We start from the raw sequence: 18,068 nt of genomic DNA, 5'->3' as shown, positions 1-18,068 counted from the left end.
CGTGCCTGAGGTTGTGCTTCAGACGCATGGTGCCGGGTATGACTGCATACTCTCTTTGACGGATCTCTCCGTCAGGGAGGGTGAGCATGTTGCACTTATTGGCCCCAATGGTGCAGGGAAAAGCACGCTTCTGAGGCTCCTCGCTGGATTAATTTCACCCACGGAAGGTGAGATAGTCCTGGAAGGAACGCTGCTCTGCGCCCTTTCCAGACCTGCGGCAGCCCGCAAGATTGCGTGGCTTTCCCAGACCGATGATGTAACTCCTGAATTCATCGTTGAGGATTATATCGCTCTTGGTCGTCTCCCGTTTCGAGGCACTCCTCAGGCGCAGCAGGACACGGTGGCTCGGCAAACGGCAATCCAGTATTTCCGTGTCGAACCCTTTTTAAAACGGTCGATTGGCAGTCTTTCTGGTGGCGAGCGTCAGCGTGTGATGCTGGCGCGATGTCTGGCCCAGACTCCCAAAATACTGTTGCTGGATGAGCCCACCAATCATCTGGATCTTGCGGCCAGAGCAGAGCTTCTAAATCTGCTCCGTGACCTCCCTCTGACAATCGTGGCCGTCCTACATGACCTGTCTTTCGTTCCTGACTTTGCGCCGCGAACTCTCTTGATGAGGGACGGAAAAATCATTCTGGATGGGGCGTCCTCTGACGTTTTGCTCTCGTCGGAACTAGGGCATGCGTTCGGCTTGAATGTTTATCCCGTTCAACTGGATGATGACAGCACGACGTTCGTTTTTAGGCCGCGAGGCGCATGAAAGCGGCTGCCTTTATGCTGTTTCTGGGGTTTTGTGGCTTTGCCGTGCAAACGGCCTTCGCCTACCCGGTTACCGTGCAGAGCTGCGGGAAGCCCGTAACGATCACGCATCAGCCAGAGCATGCTGTCATCCACGACGTTAATATGGCGGAAATGGCCTTTGCTCTACATTTGCAGCCCTATATTCGTGGTTTGACCGGGATATCAGGCTGGAACAAATACACACCGGGTTTCAAAGCTCAGCAAGGTGATATCCCGGAAATCGCGACCCATTATCCCAGTCTTGAACAATTGCTTGATGCCGGAACAGATTTTTTCTTTGCCGGCTGGAATTATGGGATGCATGTCGGTGGGGATGTGACACCCGAGACCTTGGCAATTCAGGGTATCCCGACGCTTGTTCTGTCTGAAAGCTGCTTCAGGGCCGGGCAGTCTACAGCTCTTCCGACGTTAGACCTTCTGTATGGCGACGAAGAAAAACTCGGACAGGTTTTTGACCGGAAGCAGCAGGCTCGGCAACTGGTTGAAGGTTGGCAGAGGCGCGTTCAGCACATTCAGGATCGTCTCAAGGGCCATCACCCGTTACGTGTTTTTCTCTATGACAGTGGACGCGACCGGCCATTTACAGCTGGCCAATATTCCCTCGCGACAGAGCTGATCCGGCTGGGCGGGGGCGAAAATATTTTTCGTGATTTACCAACAAACTGGGGCGCTGCTTCGTGGGAAAACGCGGGTTTGCGTGATCCTGAAGCTATTTTGGTGATGGATTACGGGGCGGGTGTTTCAGACAGTCTGAAATTTCTGCGAAGCCAGCCATTGCTGACGGAGAGTACCGCCCAGAAGACAAACCGTTTTCTGGTTGTGCGCTATGATGAAATGACGCCGTCTCCAGCGAATATCGATGTGATCGAAAAGATTGCAGCCTTTCTCCACCCGGACGCAGCACCTTGATGAAGCGCGTTCTTAGCATCAGCGCTTTGCCGGCTCTGAGTGTGCTGGCATTTTTGGAAGTTACGCTCGGAAGTGCTTCTCTTCCCTGGCATTCGTTGCAAGCGGGACTTTTGGCCGGTCCAGCCAGTCATGATATTGCCGCCCGGATCATCTGGTCCCTGCGGATGCCAAGGCTGGTTCTGGCTTTCTTGACCGGAGCAATTCTTGCCGGTGCAGGAGCACTTCTTCAGGCAGTAACCCGCAACCCCTTGGCAGATCCGTTTCTCTTCGGGTTGTCTTCAGGCTCAGCAACAGGGGCTGTTGCTGTCATCGTATTGTTGGGGGACGTTTTCGGCGTCTGGACGATCGCTTTCGGTGCAGTCGGTGGGGCATTTCTGGCAACTTCTGCGCTTTTATTGCTGGTCTCATTTAGATCCCGGTCTGGCGCACGGGTTTCAACGGAACGGATGCTGCTGTCTGGTCTGGCGATTTCCTTTGTCTTCTCTACTCTGACAAATCTGCTGATTTTCTGGGGTGACCGTAATACGGCGCAATCCGTCCTGTTCTGGACGATGGGCAGTTTTTCCGCCGCTCGCTGGTCGGCGCTGCCACTTGTCGTGTTGGGGCTTTTGCCCGTGATCTTCGGTAAATGGGCTTTTGGAGCTGATCTGGATGCTTTGATGGCCGGAGAGGAAACCGCAGCGTCTCTCGGTGTGCAGACAAGAAGGCTACGGCTCTGTGTGCTCGCCCTCTGCGCGTTTAGCTGTGCAACGACAGTGGCTTTGTGTGGGCCGATCGGCTTCGTAGGGCTGATTGTGCCGCATCTCATAAGGCCCATCTGGGGACGGTCTGTTCGAAATATCCTTATCCCCGCTATGGTCGCGGGGGGGATGCTGACAATCCTTTCAGATCTTCTCAGCCGCTGTCTTTTGCCGTCTCAGGAGCTGCCAGTTGGGATAGTCATTTCTGCGATAGGTGCTTGTTTCCTGATGGGGCTTCTGACACGGCGCTGATGTGTCTTTGGCATGTTTGCCTCAAAGAGACACAGTGATACCGCCGTCCACATACAAAACATGGCCATTCACAAACGAGGATGCTGCGGACGCAAGGAAAATACAGGCACCCGTCAGCTCATCAAGCTGTCCCCATCGACCCGCCGGTGTGCGCTTCTCCAACCACGTTGAAAATTCTGCATCATTTACGAGTGCAGCGTTGAGAGGCGTGTCGAAGTAACCCGGTGCAATGGCATTGCACTGAAGGCCGTGTCTTGCCCACTCGGTCGCCATCCCCTTGGTCAGATTCCCTACGGCACCCTTGGTGGCCGTGTAGGGGGAGATATTCGGGCGGGCGAGGGCCGTCTGGACGCTGGCAATATTGATGATCTTACCCTGCCTACGGCCTAGCATATGTCTCGCAACAGCCTGTCCAACATTGAAAATGGAGGTCAGGTTTGTTTGAAGAACCTTCTGAAACATTTCTGGTGGGAAGTCTTCCAAGGGCGCGCGGTGCTGCATTCCTGCGTTGTTGACCAGAATATCAATGGGCCCGGTATCTTCTTCGAAGCGATCGACTGCAGTTCGAACAGCTGCATGGTCGGTCACGTCAAAAACAAGTGTCTCGACACCTCCCAGTTCCTCGGCTGCGACCGAGAGTTTGGAAGCATCCCGCCCATTCAGAACGACTTCAGCCCCGGCGGCTTGAAGGCCTTTGGCCAGACTGAAGCCGATACCTTGAGACGATCCCGTAATTAGAGCGCGACGTCCCGTCAGGTCAAAAAGAGATACACTCATGGAAAATCCTTCTTCCTTTGCTGTGTCAGCGCTCTGCAAACGCGGATCAGATGAACATTGAAATACCAACGCAGAAGACCAGTCCCAGAACGGCAATGATCGTCTCCAGAACTGACCAGGTCTTGATTGTCTGCGGAACGGTCAAGCCAAGATATTCTTTCATCTGCCAGAAGCCAGCGTCGTTCATGGGGCCGAAAGCCACGGACCCTGCGCCGGTGGCAATCACCATGAGTTCTGGCGATACGCCCTGCGAGTGCGCGAGGATCGGACCCGCGATGCCGGAGGCCGTACTCATGGCAACGGTAGAAGATCCGCAAGCGACGCGGACGATCGCGGCCAGAAGCCACGCCAGCACGAGAAGTGGAACGTGCGCGCTGACGGCCGCGTCCGTGATGGCTTTCGAGACGCCGCTATCAATGAGTTCACGACCAAAGCCCCCGCCCGCACCCACCAGAAGCATGATCAGAGCGGTTGGGCCAAGACACTCATTGGTGAAGCGAAGAATGGTTTCTCGCGAAAATCCACGAGCCAGCCCCAGCACGTAAAACGACATGACGGTCGCCAGAAGCAGCGCAATGTCCGTGTTGCCGATGAAGTGCAGGAACATGTTTGGTGCGCTTCGCGGAGTCGTAAACATGTCCGCGGAAGAGCCGATCAGCATCAGGATGACGGGGCATGTGATGGTCAGGACGGTAACCGTAAAGCCTGGGAGGTTTGTCGGGATTTCACGCCGTACAAACTGTTCTGCCAACGCATTTTTTTCTGTGATGAGAACACGGGGGCTGATGAAGCGCGCGAATAGCGGGCCTGAGATGGCCGCTATTGGTGTCCCCAGCAGAACGCCCCAGAAGATCGTTGTTCCCGTGTTGGCGTGATAGGCCGAGAGGGCAAGGAGCGTTGCCGGGTGAGGCGGGATCATGGCGTGCGTAACGGAAAGCGCCGCACCCATGGGGAGAGCTACTCGCAGCAGCGATGTTTCCGTTCGAGCTGCAAGAACGAAAGCGAGCGGGAAGAGAAGGACAACGCCAACTTCGAAGAAGACTGGCAGCCCCACAAGCAGGCCTATCACCATCATGGCCCAGTCAATCCGTTGACGACCCGCGCGCTCTGAAATTGTCAGGGCAATCCGGTCAGCGCCCCCAGACTCAGCCAGCATTTTGCCAAGCATGGTGCCGAGCGCAATGATCGTGCCAACGTGCCCGAGGACGTGTCCGGCACCAGCTTCGAAAGATGCGACAACCTTGTCCGCAGGCATACCCGCGCAAAGAGCCAGTAGAATAGAAACGCTGAAGAGAACGATGAAAGGGTTCAAACGAAAACGCGCAATGAGTACGACGACTGCAATGATTGCGGCTGTTGCCAGCAGAATGGCAAAGGTTGTTGTCATATGGAACGCAGCCCTGTCAGAACGAGGAAACAGTTCAGAAGCGGAAACCAGAAAAAACCGTTACGTGAGAGGCTCCTGCAGAGAACTGAAACTTTCTCAGACCCATACGCCGATTGCCTCAAAGAACGGATGTAAAGTCTGCGTCATGATCTCGGCAGAAGGCTTTCACCATCGCTCAAATGCGTGCGTTGAAGAATATGGAAGCTGTGAATTTTTAAATTATTCCTGCATTTTTCGGTCCTGACCCGACAGTAATGAAGCGCCTGAATGACGGGAACTTGAACGCAACGCATCAGTGAAGTGCCGCGTCAGGAGTCTGTACGGTGACAATGGCTACGGCTTTGTTGGTTCGTGCTACGATGCCGTACGTCTGAACGCATTGACCTCAAGGACCACACAATGATCCCGTTTTCTGTTCTTGATCTCTCAATCATCACACGGGGCGCAGGCCCTCGTGAGGCGTTCAGGAATACAATCGATTTTGCCAAGCTAGCGGAAAATCTGGGGTTTCATCGGTACTGGCTGGCTGAGCACCATTCCATGCCGGGAATTGCGTCCGCGGCAACGGCCATTCTGATCGGTCAGGTGGCTGGGGCAACGACCCGTATTCGGGTGGGCTCTGGCGGAATCATGCTCCCAAATCACTCGCCCCTTGTTGTCGCAGAGCAGTTCGGAACATTGGAGACGCTCTTTCCTGGCCGCATAGATCTGGGCCTGGGCCGGGCACCAGGGGCTGATCAGAGAACAGCCCGTGCTCTGCGGCGCGATCCGTCGGCGCCTGACAGGTTTCCGGAAGATGTTGTTGAGCTTCTGCATTACTTCGAGCCCATGGCGGCGGAAGATACGCATTTGATCCGTGCCATTCCCGGAATGGGCCTGCGCGTTCCGGTCTGGATTTTGGGGTCGTCTCTGTTTTCGGCCGTTCTGGCCGCCCAGTTGGGGCTACCGTACGCCTTTGCATCTCACTTCGCGCCAGCGCAGATGGAAGAGGCCATTGCCCTCTATCGGTCGCGGTTCGAGCCGTCCGAGAGATGTGCTCGGCCTCATGTGATGCTGACAGTCAATGTCATTGCAGCGGATGAGGAAGCGGACGGCAAGCGCCTGGCGACGTCACTATACCAGTATTTCATGGCTTTGCGCCGCGGGCGGCCTATCGCGTTCCCGCCGCCTGTCAATGATATCCTGTCGTTGTGGTCGGCAGAGGAGCAGGCGCTGCTTGAGCAGACACTGGCTTATACGTTTGCTGGGTCCAGAGAGAGTGTGACGGGACAACTGAGACACTTCCTGGAACGCCACAAACCTGACGAGCTGATGGTGGCAGTCCCGATTCATGATCAGGACAACCGCAAGCGCTCGCTTGAAATTACAGCCAGGATCAAGGCAGACGTGGGGGCTTGATCAAGCCTCTAACATGCGCCGGCGCAGGTCCTGATGGATTTGAATGAACAGGTCTCTCTGGGCGTGGCTGCCACCAATGTCCTGCAAGTGAGGAAGCGCAGTGTTGAAAGAGAGCAGGGCTGAAGCGTTTGCATTGTGAAGATAGGCGTTCAGCCCCCGGGCTAAAGGAATGCCTACCAGATCCCACGCTCGCTGATCTGGCAGGTTTTGCCCGGAGAGACCCTCAATACGTTGCAGCAGATGCTGCCCTTCCGGACGATGGGCACGGAGTAATCCGTAAAGATATTGCAGGGTCAGAAAGGGCTGACTGACATCGTCCTGTCGTGAAGTGAGCCAGTTCGCAAGGTCCGGCCATCGGTCCTCGACATCAGCTCCCGCAAGCTCCAGACGGACCAGAAGGGATACTGCGCCAACCTGATCCTGTGAGAAGCTGCGTTCTCTGGTCCAGCAATGCTGGTCATAAACGGAGACAGCGTCGCTTACCCGATTGCGTGCAAGGTAAAAGAGAGCCAGATGCCACCATAGATGCGTGTCCATGAAGGAGGTCAGCGTTTTCCAGCCAGCAGACCGCTCTTCAAGAAACGCGGTACCTTCATCAATGCGTCCCTGCGTCAGAAAAACATGAGCAAGGGCATGTTGGGCCCACGGCTCCGATGCATCCATGGCAAGGGCTGTGCGGGCAGAACGCTCAGCAGCAGGTAAATCGTGGCACTGCTCATAGGCAAAAGCCAGCATACCGTGCAGGGCGGCAACGTCTCCGGCGGCATCTTCGCTGCGTAACGCAACGGCCAGCATGTCCTCAAAGCGGCCTCGGATGAAATCGTGATACTGGCGGAGCTTCAAAGTCACCAGATCGCGTGGCCATTGGGCGAGTATACGATCTGTCAGGCGAATAATAGCCTCCGGATCGTCCGCAATAGAGGCCTCCAGAACTGAAAACAGAAGCTTTTCACGCGGAAGGGCATTGGTAACGGATTGAGCTGCGCGTTCATGATATCGGCGCGCTTCCGACGGAACATCACCTGTTTCAGACAGCATCCAGAGCAGCCCGGCATAGGTGTTCGCCAGGCAGTCTTCGGACTGGTCTGCAACTTCGAGAATTTTGACAAGACGCAGGTCGTATCCAAGGTAACCGAGGATAAAATCATTGATGCCAGCGATCGTGAACTCTTGGTTGGCAGAAATATCGTTGTTTAAAACGTCCTGAGTCATGGTGCCTCTCCGGGAGAGGAGGAAAGTCGCTGAAGTTCTCTTTCAATGTACTGGTTTACGATAACAGGCTGTTCCAGCATGATCTGATGACCACAGTCTGGCAGGATATCCAAAGTGCTGGTGGGGAGAAAATCATGCACTTTTCTGACTTCCGTCAGAGGGACGATGCCATCGTTCTGACCCGCAAGAATGTACACAGGCTTGTCAAAATGGCGCAGGATTTCCGTATTGACCGGGGCCGCGCCGGAACGAACAGCATTGATCATGAACAGGCTGTTGCGCTTCGTCGCCTTACGCTCGGTTTTGAGTATCTCTGGATCTACGTCTGGAGCCCATGCCAGCTTCTCGAAATGCGCCTGTAAAGCCGGTCTTGCAAACGAGGCGATCCAGAAGGGCAGACGGTCCATCCAGTTTCCAAACATCGGCCCCTTCAGGGACGGGGCAAGAGATGCTGGCCCCAACAGAATGAGGCCATCAACGGGTATGTCCTCTCCAGCAGCAAGTAATCCGGAAATCCATTCCAGCGTGATGCGACACCCAAAAGAATGAGCGACGATGATGCGTTTGCGCGAGGGGAACGCTGCCAGAACAGCGGCAAGGTCTTGTACCGAAAACCGACTGGCAAAAACCTGTTCGTGCTTGGAGCGCGCACTCTCGCCATGTCCAAGCGCATCCCATGCGACGAGATTGACAGGCTCTTTGGAAAATCGGTCCCACTGTAGCCGCCACTGCTGACGGTTCCCGCCCAATCCGTGCACAAAAAAGAGCGTTGTGTCACTTCCAGCCTGTTTTGAAGAGACGGCAAGCCTGCGGCCTGGAACGCGGAAGAATGTTTCTGCTGGTGGAAGTGTCTCAGTCATGGCTGGTATTCCTCCCAAAACGTTCATGCCACGTGGGGCGAGTGGGCTCGCCTGGCAAGGGCGATGCCTCATAAACGCCGCGCGCGATCGCTCGGGCTGTGACCTGCGTGGCCGTATGCAGAATTTCGGTCCACTCCTCAATGGAAGCGGGCGCGGGTGCCTCGCCTGTAGCGATGCCGAACACTGCGTCTCCGTCCTGCGGAAGATGCGCGGGGAAAACGCCACGTGCGACGCCATCCTGCGCCAGAATGGCCAGCCGTTTGGCTTGCGCTTTCGTCAGGGTGGCATCAGTTGCAATAACGCCGATTGTGGTTCCAGCGACGTAATTCGGCTTCATGCGGAGTTTGAGGTCATCTGCTGTCAAATGAGGCGGGAAACCGTGCCCTCCGAATTCCGCGTTCTGTTCGAAAGGCGCGCTCCAGAAGTGCGGTCCGTCTCCAATCGTGGCCGTCCCGACAGCATTGACGACCATAAGCGCTGCGACCGTGTGCCCGCTGGCGGTTATGGCGCTGGCTGATCCAAGCCCCCCTCTTACGGTCGCAGTGGTTGCGCCAGTTCCGGCGCCTTCGGTCCCTAGTTTGAAGGGACCGTGAGATGCTGTTTGTGCGGCCTGATAGCCCAGTTCCGCATAAGGCGAGTATCGCCCCCAGTCCTTATCGCCGCCGTTTACAAGGTCAAAAAGACTGGCCTGCACCACAATAGGCACGCGGACCTGCCCGTCTGGCGTGGGAAGAGCGTCAAACTCTTCTCTCAGCCATGCCTGCACGCCGGCGGTTGCATCCAGACCATACGTCGATCCACCGGAGAGCACGATGGCGTGAATGCCATCCACCAGCATTTCTGGCTCCAGAAGCGCGTTTTCCCGAAGGGCAGGGGCTCCGCCAAGGAAGCTGCCAGAGGCGACAACGGGTCGGTCGAACACAAGCGCCGTCACGCCAGTTCTTTGTTGAACATTGCGCACATTTCCGACGCGAATGCCCGGAATGTCCGTGATGAGATTATGGCGAGTTCTGGAAGTCATGGTGGTGTGATTTCAGAGGCTGGCGTTGATGAGGGCGCGGGTTGTTGGGTGGTGAGGGTGCGTCAAAACGTCCGCTGTAGGCCCCGTTTCGACAATTCTCCCACCATCTAAAACAGCAATACGATGTGAAATGTGTCGGATTACAGCCAAGTCATGGCTGACAAAAATATATGACAACCCATGACGCTCCTGCAGATCCAGCAGAAGGTTCAGAACGACGGCCTGAGTGGAGACGTCCAGCGCCGAAACAGCCTCGTCGGCCACGATAACATCGGGGCGGGTTACAAGCGCGCGAGCAATTGCGATACGCTGTCTCTGGCCTCCGGAAAATTCCCTCGGATAGCGGCTGATGGCGTCTTGCGGCAGAGCCACGTCCGCCAGTACGTCAAGAACACGACGCTTCTTCTCTTCAGCATTCAAACCGGTCTGATAAAGAGGTTCTGCGACGATTTTTTCAACGGTCTGCCGAGGGTCCAGAGCTCCTTGTGGGTCTTGGAAAATCATCTGGATGTGGGGTCTGAAGCGGTGTCGGGCAACGCCGGTGATGGACGTAATATCCTGTTCTTCAAAGAAAATTTGACCACTTTTCGCACCGACTAAACCCGTGAGGATACGAGCCAACGTAGATTTTCCGCTCCCTGAGGACCCAACGAGCCCCAGTGTTTCGCCCTTATCTACGTGAAGCGAGACATCTTGTAGAATGGTCTTCGGTTTCCGCGAGCGAAGCAGCGATGTTCCCCGGCCTGCAACATCGTACTGGATATGTCTGGCTTCCAGAAGATGGCTCATGGCTCCACCCCAGAAGCCAGATTTTCTGGCACTGGCAGGCGTGTCAGCAGCGGATGGTTCACTCCGTGTAGGGACATGCTCAGTAAAGCACGGGTGTATGGGTGCTGAGGTGCTGAAAAAAGTGTTTCCGTCTTTGCACTTTCCACGAGTGTCCCGTGTTGAAGAACCAGAACATGACTGGCTTTATGGCGGATCAGGCCCAGATCATGGGAAATCATCAGAATGGCCATCTGATTTTCAGATGCCAGATCCTGGACCAGGTCCATGACCTCGGCTTGGGTTTGGCTATCCAGTGCGGTTGTGAACTCGTCAGCAATCAGCAGTGCTGGTTTGCACGCGATTGCGATAGCCAAGAGCACACGCTGTCGCTGACCGCCTGACAGCGTGTGAGGGTAGTCGTTTGCTGAAACCCCTGCGCGACTGAGGCCAACACGATCCAGAAGCTGATGAACGGCCTCTTTGATTTCGCGACCTGTCATGGCGGTGTGCAGTCGGAACGTATCCCCGATTTGCTGACCAATCCGACGGATTGGGTTAAGCGCGGTCATGGGCTCCTGAAAAACCATGGCAATCTTCTGACCGCGCAGGCTTCGAAACTGGTGCTCCGGAAGAGAAATAAGGTTCTGCTCTTCAAACAGAGCCTGACCTGACGTTTCAAAGCCATCGGGGAGCAATCCCATAAGCGTACGGGCAAGCGTGGATTTTCCCGACCCAGACTCTCCTGTGACAGCGATGGTTTCACCAGCGTTCATGGTGAAGGACAAAGGATGCAAAATGGCTGTGGAGCCAGCGCGGACTGACAAATTTTGAACGGACAGAAGGCGGCTCATGACGGCTGTCCTTTCAGTCGATTGAAAGGGCGCTCCAGAAGGTCACGCAGGCCATCGCCAAGCAGATTAAACCCGAGCACCAGAACCATCACGGTCACACCTGGAATTGCAACAAGCAGCGGATGGTCAAAAATATGGATTTGATAAGACGCGAGCGTTCGTCCCAGATCCGGCTGAGGGGGCGGTGCCCCAAGCCCCAAGTACGATAGGCCGGCTTCTGAGAGAATGGCCAACGCTAAAGACGTCGAGGTATGAACGATCAGGATAGGCGCGATGTTCGGAAGAACATGGCGAAGGATCATATCGATTGAGTTCAGTCCTGCCATGCGGGCGGCGGCAATGTAATCGAGTACAAGAATGGAGTGCGCAGCCTGGCGTGTAATCCGGATCTGGGCTGGGATGCCGAAAAGGGCAATAGCGAGAATTTCGCCCGTGGCAGAGGCGCCTTGCGCTGTGACGAGCATGGCGGCGATCAGAATGGGTGGAAAAGCCAGTCCCAGATCTGCTGTGCTCATCACGGCTTTGCCGCGCACACCGCCGTAAGCCGCGACGAGCCCCAAGGCTGTCCCAATGACTGTCGCGAGTGTCACCGCAATTACGGCGATTACCGTGCTGTTGAAAGCCCCTGTCAGGACATAACTCGCAATGTCACGTCCGAACGGGTCCGTCCCCAGTGGGTGAGAGAAAGAAATCGGAGCGTAACGATGCGCGATATCAATCAGAGGAGAGCGTCCACCCCGCCAGATCCACGTAAGGGTTGCTGGAGCAAGGCACGCCAGAAGAAGGGCACTTCCAGCAATCAGGCTCCTGTTCGTGCGAAGCCGGGTCACGCACTTTCTCCTGTAAGGCGCGGGTCCAGCCAGCGAACAACGATGGAAAGTACCAGATTGAGCAGCAGGACACCCGCGACAATCAGCATGACAAGGTTTTGTACGACCGGAATGTCACGCTGGTTCACGGCTTCCAGAAGCAGTTTTCCGCAGCCGGGAATATTAAACACGCTTTCGACAATGATTGCCCCAGTCACCAGAACGGGAAGCTGAATGCCGATCAGTGTCAAAACTGGGATCAATGCGTTTGGAATGGCGACTTTCCAGAGAACGCCCTTGCGGCTGTAGCCCTGAGCACGTGCTGTTCGGATAAAGTCCTGGTTCAGAACATCGATGAGAGAGGAGCGCATGAAGCGTGCTGTGATGGCTGCCTGCGGGATGGCCAAGGCGACTGTGGGCAGGAAAAGAGCTCGCATTCCGGTGAAAAATCCTGCGTTCCAGCCCGTAAATCCTCCTGCCGGAAACCAGTGCAGCGTCAGGGAGAACAGCAGCGTCATCATCATGGCCAGCCAGAAATCCGGAATGGATTTGAGGAACTGCAACGTTGCCATGACGGCAAGATCAGGACCTTTACCACGATGAGTGGCTGCGATGGCTCCCGTGGGTAACCCAATGAGAAGAGCGAGGCCCGTAGCCAGCAGGATCAGAGGGAGGGTGCTCTGGAAGCGCTCAAGGATCAGCCCACGAACGGGGACATCATAGGCGTAACTCGTTCCAGCCTCTCCATGCAGCAGGCCAGAAATCCAGCGTAGATACCGTGTTGCGGGGGAAGCATCGAGGCCTAGCTGGTGATGGAGAGCCGCAATGCTGTCCGGGCTTGCATCCAGCCCAAGCATCACTGTGGCCGGATCTCCCGGAAGAAGGTTCAACAAAGCGAACACGATCACACTGGCGACTGCGAGAACCAGCAGTCTTCCTGAAATGGCAGAGGCAAGATTGGTCATCATGGTTGCCACGTCACATCTGCCATAGGGCAGGCTGCGATCTGCTGGTTAATCCATAAGCCGGAGATACGCCGGTTCAGAACTGTGTCCCGAGGGCGGGAATACAGAAAGACATTGGGCTCGTCCTGCGCGAGGCGATCTTGCAGGGCGACGGAAAGCCGATGCCGATCCTCCGCGTTGTCGCTGGCTTCGTACTGTTCGAATAGCTCATGAAACTGCGGATTTTTGTAATGAAAGTAGATGTTACCCCGATCGTAGATTCCGATGTCATGCGGCTCTGTATGGGCGATGACTGTCATGTCAAAAGAGCCCTGCCCAAAAACACGACCCAGCCATGATGGCCATTCCAAGGGCTGTAACGTGACGATCAGGCCAACCTGCTCGAGATAGGCGGCAACGATTTCGCTCGTATCGCGAGCATAGGTGATGGGCGGGTAAGAGAGCGTCAGCTGCGTTCCCGGTTTGATGCCAGCCTCTTTGAGAAGCTCCCGTGCGCGCTCCGGATTGTATGGAAACCGATCGGGGAGTGCAGCATAGTCTGGGTCATTGGGAGCCATGTGAGATTGCAGGACCGTTCCGTCTCCATCGGCCCCAGCTTGAATGAGGGCCTTTCGATCGATGGCGTAGGCAAGAGCCTGACGTACGCGCAGGTCATTGAATGGCCTGCGAGCATTGTTCAGTGCCAGAATGGCTTTGAACGGAAAGGTTCCACGCACGACCTTGAGGTTCGGGTTTCCTGCAAAACGGCCGAGAATTTCAGGGGCAGGGAATGATGGATAAGCATCCAGTTCTCCCGCCAGAAGCGCATTGCTGGCAGCAAGCGGATCAGGCATGAACCGGAATGTGACAGCCTTCAGTTCTGGCGCTTTTCCCCAATAATCGGGATTACGGGACAGCGTGACGTGATCGCCTCTTTGCCAAGCTTGGAAGAGGAACGGTCCTGTCCCTATGGGATGGCTGGCGTTTTTGTCTGCTGATGAGGGTGACAGGATGGAGGCATCATTCCACGCAAGCTCATAGGTGAAGCTGCCATGGGCTTTTTTGAGTGTGATATCTGCGTGGGTGGTGTCGGGGCAGCTCACACCTGCGATGTTTGTAAAGAATGTACGGTCAGGGTTTGTGCTGGACGTCGCCCCCGCACGTAAAAGTGAAAACCGCACATTTTCACAGGTGAGGAGAGTTCCATCATGGAAATGGACGCTCTCTTGCAGAGTAAAGTGATAAACGCGGCCCTCGTCTGAGACAGTCCAAGCCCGTGCAAGCAGGGGTTGGACGTGCCCGTCACGGTCCAGTCGCGTCAGGCCCTCATAGACGTTGTTGTATGTGATTGTGCCGATGGCCTCGCTTGGGCTGCGGGTCGGGTCCAGGCCAGGCGGCTCAATGGAGACACCAATACTCATTGTATCGCGCGTCTGAGCCAGTGCGGACGTGCCCAGACTCAGACCAGCCATGGTTAAAAGAGCGAAAGATGACTTCATGGGGTCTCGCCGGGAGCCGGACGCTTGAGGCCAAGATGCTCGCGCAGGGTGGAGCCCTCATAGGCTGTACGAAACAGGCCGCGTCTCTGAAGTTCTGGCACCACATGATCCACAAACGTTTCAAGGCTCTGCGGCAGAATGGGAGGCATGACGTTAAACCCGTCTGCCGCACCTTCCACAAACCACTCTTCAAGCTGATCTGCAATCTCCTTGGGACCGCCATAGATGGACCAGTGTCCGCGCGCGCCGCTGACTTCGAGATACAGGTCTCGCAGGGTCATGTTGCGCTTCTTGGCCATTTCTACGAGCAGTGTCTGGCGGCTGCGGTTTCCGTTGAAGTCCGCAGGGGCTTCTGGAAGGGGCGCATCAAGGGGGAGGCCACGTAGATCTGTGCCCGTCATGCCTCCTAATAGGAACAGACCGACGTCAGGGTGAGTAAGTTCATCAAGTTCAGCCTTCAAATCTTCCGCTTCCATCTGCGTGCGACCAACGAGCGGGTATACGCCTGGCATAACTTTCAGAGATGCAGGGTCCCGACCGATTTCTTTCATGCGGCGGTGGAGATCGAGGCGGAAAGCTTTTGCTTCCTCAAGGTTTTGCTGGGCGGTGAAGACCATTTCGGCAGTTTCCGCAGCCAGTTGACGCCCCGGATCGGAAGAGCCCGCCTGCACGAGAACAGGTCTGCCCTGCGGCGAGCGGGGAATATCGATCTGACCCGCCGCAGAGAGAAACTCGCCTTTGAAATCAAATGGACGCCGGCCTTCAGGCGCGAAGAATGCTCCGCTTTCTGTATCTCTTAGGAATGCATCATCGGTCCAGCTATCCCAGAAATTCTCTACAATCTGTGCAAATTCGCGGGCCTGACGGTAACGGTCTGCATGAGGGACATGGCTTGGACGCCCGTAATGAATGGACTCCTTGACGTTGGCCGTTGTGACAAGGTTCCATCCAGCGCGGCCGCCGCTGATCTGGTCAAGCGAGAGGAACTGCCGGGCGAGGTGATAAGGCACCGAATAGGTGGTGCTGACAGTACCAATCAGGCCGATCTTATCTGTTGTGGCAGCCAGTGCGGAAAGGAGCGTCAGAGGTTCGAAAGACGCCGCATATGTCATCCTGCGGAAGCCATCGATTGTCGCTTCGTCAATGGAGCTTGTAAAATCAGCGATAAACACGGCATCAAACAGCCCCCGTTCAGCGAGGCGTGCCTGTTCAAGCTGGCGTTTGAAATTGCTTCCTGCGTCAGGGGCGGATCCTGAGTGGCGCCAGGCTGCCGCATGATGGCCGGTCGGGAGAAGAAATGCGGCGAGTTTCATCTGGGGAGCCATGGATCTTGATCTCTTGCTTATGTCGCGGTCAGAAACACAAAAAATTGTTGCATCCACAACATAACCTGTTGTGAATCGTTTTTCTATCCCTTAAACGCAATTAAATAGTTGTTTCCATTAACAACCAAAAAACTTAGTTATTAGGCGGAACCGATGCACGACGTACTTACTGCTCCGTACCGCAGGAATGCCCTCCTTGTTCGTGGGCGTATTGCACTGATTTCCAGCGTTGCATTTCTGCCGCTCTGGAATGTTGCTGCGGCTGCGGAAGAGAATGCCCAGACGAAGAAGCCTGCTCAGGCTACGTCACGAAAGGGCAGCGCGCTTTCTGCAAAAGCTGCTCATGCATCGGCTGCGCCTGAAGTTCACGCATCTGAAGCCTCCCGGGTGGAAAACGTTGTCGTGACGTCGGAGCGCAAGGCAGACAGCCCACAAAACATCGGTACATCAATCAGCGTCGTTTCCGCAAAGATGCTGGAAAATCGGAACATCAACAATGTGTTCGATCTCCAGTACGCTACGCCATCACTTCAGATCCAGCCGTCCTACGGCAGTGGTCAGTTCACTTATACGATCCGCGGCGTCGGATTTAGCAATTACTCCAGCAACAACTCCCCGACTGTGGGTATCTATATCGATGAGGTGGCGAACCCGGTCCCGTTCGGTATCAACGGAATGATGTTTGATATGCAGCGCGTGGAAGTTCTGCGCGGGCCGCAGGGCACGCTGTACGGTCGGAATACGACAGGCGGTGCGATCAACTATATCACGAACAAACCGACTGATAAGCTGGCGGGAGGCGTGAGTGCCCAGTATGGCCGTTTCGACAGCGCCAAGATCGACGGATATATTTCCGGTCCAATCAACGACAAGCTGAAGTTTCGCCTGTCTGGCGAAACACAGCAGGGCGGGGCATGGCAGTACAATCCTGAGGCTCAGGCCCATCTCGGGAACGTCAATCGTGGCGCGGCTCGCCTTTTGGTGGATTATACTCCGTCAGAGAGCTGGAAGGTGGAGTGGAACCTGCATGGTAGCCGGGATCGTTCTGATGGAACGGGCGTCTATGCGTGGGAGCCTATCACCAGCCTCAGTTCCACCAATCCAATGCCTGCGTCCACCAGTCGTTATAATACTCGCTGGGGGACTTCAGAGCAGTTTGCTAAAGAAACTGGTCTGACGCCGGATCAAAAGCCATATAGCCATATCGATACAGGTGGCAGCAGTCTGCGGGTTGAGAAGCATCTCCGTGATTTCACGATCACGAACCTCGCCAGCTACGATTACATGCAGCGTGACGAATACGACAATTTCGATGATTCCTCACTGTCTCTGGCAGACGTGAAGTTCAATACGCGGGCTAATGTCGTGGCCGATGAACTGCGTTTCTCATCCAATACATCTGGTCGGCTTCACTGGATTGGAGGCATTTACTACGGTCATCAGTGGCTGAATGACCGTTACCAGTCGGGGTTTGAGGCTCTTTACAATACGGATGGAGACGTCCGTTATTCGCAGACGGTCAATACAATCAGCGGTTTTGGTCAGGTGACTTATGACCTTACGCCAAAGCTGCAATTGGTTGGTGGCATTCGCGTCGAGCACGAGAAGCGCACCCTTGATAACGTCTATGCTCATTACCTCGTCGGCGGGGTGGTGACGAACCCGCAGAACGCTGTCGCCCAGCAGTCGCAATCCTATACGTTGCCGTCTGCAAAATTCAGCATTCAGTATCATCCGTTCAGCCATGACATGACGTATTTCACCTTCAGCAAGGGTGTGAAATCCGGTGGATTCACGGTGTACAACTCATCTGACGTCACGCAGATGACCAATCCGTTCAAGCCCGAGCAGCTTTATTCTTTCGAGGTGGGAAACAAGCTAATTCTGCCGAGGTATAACCTGCGGGTAAATGCTGACTTCTTTTACTATGATTATTTCGACCGTCAGGTTCAGTCTATCGCCTATAGCCCAACGACCGGCTCCGCTATTGGTCTGTTCGTAAATGCGCCGCGCTCCCATATGTTTGGTGGTGAATACGAAGTCGAATGGTCCCCGATCCCGGGGCTGCATGTGGCGCAGTCTGGGGCCTATGTCGAAGGTGCTTACGACAAATTCAGTGCTGTTACGAGCTCAAAGCAGGTCAATGGTGTTTGGGTCGGTGTCACGCAGGATGTGTCTGGACGTGGGATCGAGGTGCCTCATTTTACGGCCAATGGATCCGTCGATTATACGTGGCGCGTTGGAAAATATGATCTCGTTTCAGGTGTGGATTACAGCCTGCGCACCACGAGTACGGCTCTGAACTCAGCCAATACCATTCCGGGCTATACATTATGGGGCGGGTATATTTCGTTCGCGCCCCATAAGGGCCATTGGAAAATCGAAGGTATTGGTCGCAACATCACCGACAAGCACTATGACGTGACACGCGGCTATTTTGTGGGTGGAGACAACATTGCAGTTGCTGGCCGGCCAGCAACCTGGGAAGTCCGCGTTCGCGCAGACTTCTAAGAAG

The 18,068-nt window shown here is 55.4% G+C and carries 16 protein-coding genes; 5 read left to right on the top strand and 11 right to left on the bottom strand.

The genetic code is table 11. The features are described from left to right. Position 1 precedes the first annotated feature (1 nt). From KP707_RS09990 to KP707_RS09980, 3 genes are read left to right on the top strand one after another with little or no spacing between them, the layout of a single operon-like run. Positions 2 to 760 carry an ABC transporter ATP-binding protein gene (locus KP707_RS09990; protein ID WP_211503003.1) on the top strand — a complete coding sequence of 253 codons (759 nt, stop codon included), beginning with the start codon at positions 2 to 4 and terminating at the stop codon, positions 758 to 760. Then, a complete protein-coding gene (locus tag KP707_RS09985; protein ID WP_211503004.1) occupies positions 757 to 1,710 on the top strand; it encodes an ABC transporter substrate-binding protein in 954 nt (317 codons plus the stop codon). Before KP707_RS09990 ends, KP707_RS09985 begins: the two co-directional genes overlap by 4 nt. Then, the gene (locus KP707_RS09980) at positions 1,710 to 2,702 is read left to right on the top strand and encodes an iron ABC transporter permease (RefSeq protein WP_211503005.1); all 993 of its coding nucleotides are present in this window, start codon (positions 1,710 to 1,712) and stop codon (positions 2,700 to 2,702) included. The genes KP707_RS09985 and KP707_RS09980 overlap by 1 nt, the downstream gene beginning before the upstream one ends. Positions 2,703 to 2,723: 21 nt before the next feature. On the opposite strand, the gene KP707_RS09975 is transcribed toward KP707_RS09980, so the two are convergent. Together KP707_RS09975 and KP707_RS09970 are read right to left on the bottom strand one after the other, a co-directional pair. Further along, the gene (locus KP707_RS09975; RefSeq protein WP_215751594.1) at positions 2,724 to 3,479 is read right to left on the bottom strand and encodes an SDR family oxidoreductase; all 756 of its coding nucleotides are present in this window, start codon (positions 3,477 to 3,479) and stop codon (positions 2,724 to 2,726) included. A 46-nt stretch (positions 3,480 to 3,525) separates the two neighbouring features. Next, a complete protein-coding gene (locus KP707_RS09970; RefSeq protein WP_046901908.1) occupies positions 3,526 to 4,866 on the bottom strand; it encodes a gluconate:H+ symporter in 1,341 nt (446 codons plus the stop codon). A gap of 399 nt (positions 4,867 to 5,265) precedes the next feature. On the opposite strand from KP707_RS09970, the gene KP707_RS09965 reads away from it, so the two are divergent. Further along, complete coding sequence (locus KP707_RS09965; protein WP_211503008.1) at positions 5,266 to 6,264, top strand: LLM class flavin-dependent oxidoreductase; 999 nt, start codon at positions 5,266 to 5,268, stop codon at positions 6,262 to 6,264. Here the strand turns inward: KP707_RS09965 and KP707_RS09960 are convergent, their stop codons facing one another. The 9 genes from KP707_RS09960 to KP707_RS09920 are packed head-to-tail and all read right to left on the bottom strand — an operon-like array spanning position 6,265 to position 15,553. Then, entirely contained in the window at positions 6,265 to 7,476 is a 1,212-nt protein-coding gene (locus tag KP707_RS09960) for a tetratricopeptide repeat protein (RefSeq protein ID WP_211503009.1), read from the bottom strand. Then, a complete protein-coding gene (locus tag KP707_RS09955; RefSeq protein WP_215751593.1) occupies positions 7,473 to 8,336 on the bottom strand; it encodes an alpha/beta fold hydrolase in 864 nt (287 codons plus the stop codon). Before KP707_RS09955 ends, KP707_RS09960 begins: the two co-directional genes overlap by 4 nt. Next, positions 8,329 to 9,357: a P1 family peptidase gene (locus tag KP707_RS09950; RefSeq protein ID WP_211503011.1), complete on the bottom strand. Its 1,029-nt coding sequence runs from the start codon at positions 9,355 to 9,357 to the stop codon at positions 8,329 to 8,331. The genes KP707_RS09955 and KP707_RS09950 overlap by 8 nt, the downstream gene beginning before the upstream one ends. A gap of 12 nt (positions 9,358 to 9,369) precedes the next feature. Then, positions 9,370 to 10,146 (bottom strand): ATP-binding cassette domain-containing protein, encoded by a 777-nt coding sequence (locus KP707_RS09945; protein WP_215751592.1) that lies wholly within the window; start codon positions 10,144 to 10,146, stop codon positions 9,370 to 9,372. Continuing rightward, positions 10,143 to 10,976, bottom strand: coding sequence for an ABC transporter ATP-binding protein (locus KP707_RS09940; protein WP_211503013.1), 834 nt, complete (start codon positions 10,974 to 10,976; stop codon positions 10,143 to 10,145). Before KP707_RS09940 ends, KP707_RS09945 begins: the two co-directional genes overlap by 4 nt. Further along, positions 10,973 to 11,806: an ABC transporter permease gene (locus KP707_RS09935; RefSeq protein WP_211503014.1), complete on the bottom strand. Its 834-nt coding sequence runs from the start codon at positions 11,804 to 11,806 to the stop codon at positions 10,973 to 10,975. Before KP707_RS09935 ends, KP707_RS09940 begins: the two co-directional genes overlap by 4 nt. After that, entirely contained in the window at positions 11,803 to 12,753 is a 951-nt protein-coding gene (locus KP707_RS09930) for an ABC transporter permease (protein WP_249202907.1), read from the bottom strand. Before KP707_RS09930 ends, KP707_RS09935 begins: the two co-directional genes overlap by 4 nt. Beyond that, positions 12,750 to 14,228 (bottom strand): ABC transporter substrate-binding protein, encoded by a 1,479-nt coding sequence (locus KP707_RS09925; protein ID WP_211506726.1) that lies wholly within the window; start codon positions 14,226 to 14,228, stop codon positions 12,750 to 12,752. The genes KP707_RS09930 and KP707_RS09925 overlap by 4 nt, the downstream gene beginning before the upstream one ends. Beyond that, positions 14,225 to 15,553, bottom strand: coding sequence for an LLM class flavin-dependent oxidoreductase (locus tag KP707_RS09920; RefSeq protein ID WP_211503016.1), 1,329 nt, complete (start codon positions 15,551 to 15,553; stop codon positions 14,225 to 14,227). The genes KP707_RS09925 and KP707_RS09920 overlap by 4 nt, the downstream gene beginning before the upstream one ends. Positions 15,554 to 15,706: 153 nt before the next feature. Here KP707_RS09920 and KP707_RS09915 point away from each other — a divergent pair, with 153 nt between their 5' ends. Next, positions 15,707 to 18,064, top strand: a complete 2,358-nt coding sequence (locus tag KP707_RS09915) for a TonB-dependent receptor (protein ID WP_215751591.1) — start codon at positions 15,707 to 15,709, stop codon at positions 18,062 to 18,064. Positions 18,065 to 18,068 lie beyond the last annotated feature (4 nt).

This window comes from Gluconobacter sp. P5E10 (genome assembly GCF_018812145.1).
Lineage (GTDB): Bacteria > Pseudomonadota > Alphaproteobacteria > Acetobacterales > Acetobacteraceae > Gluconobacter > Gluconobacter cerinus.
This window is presented reverse-complemented; position numbering and strand designations above follow the sequence as displayed.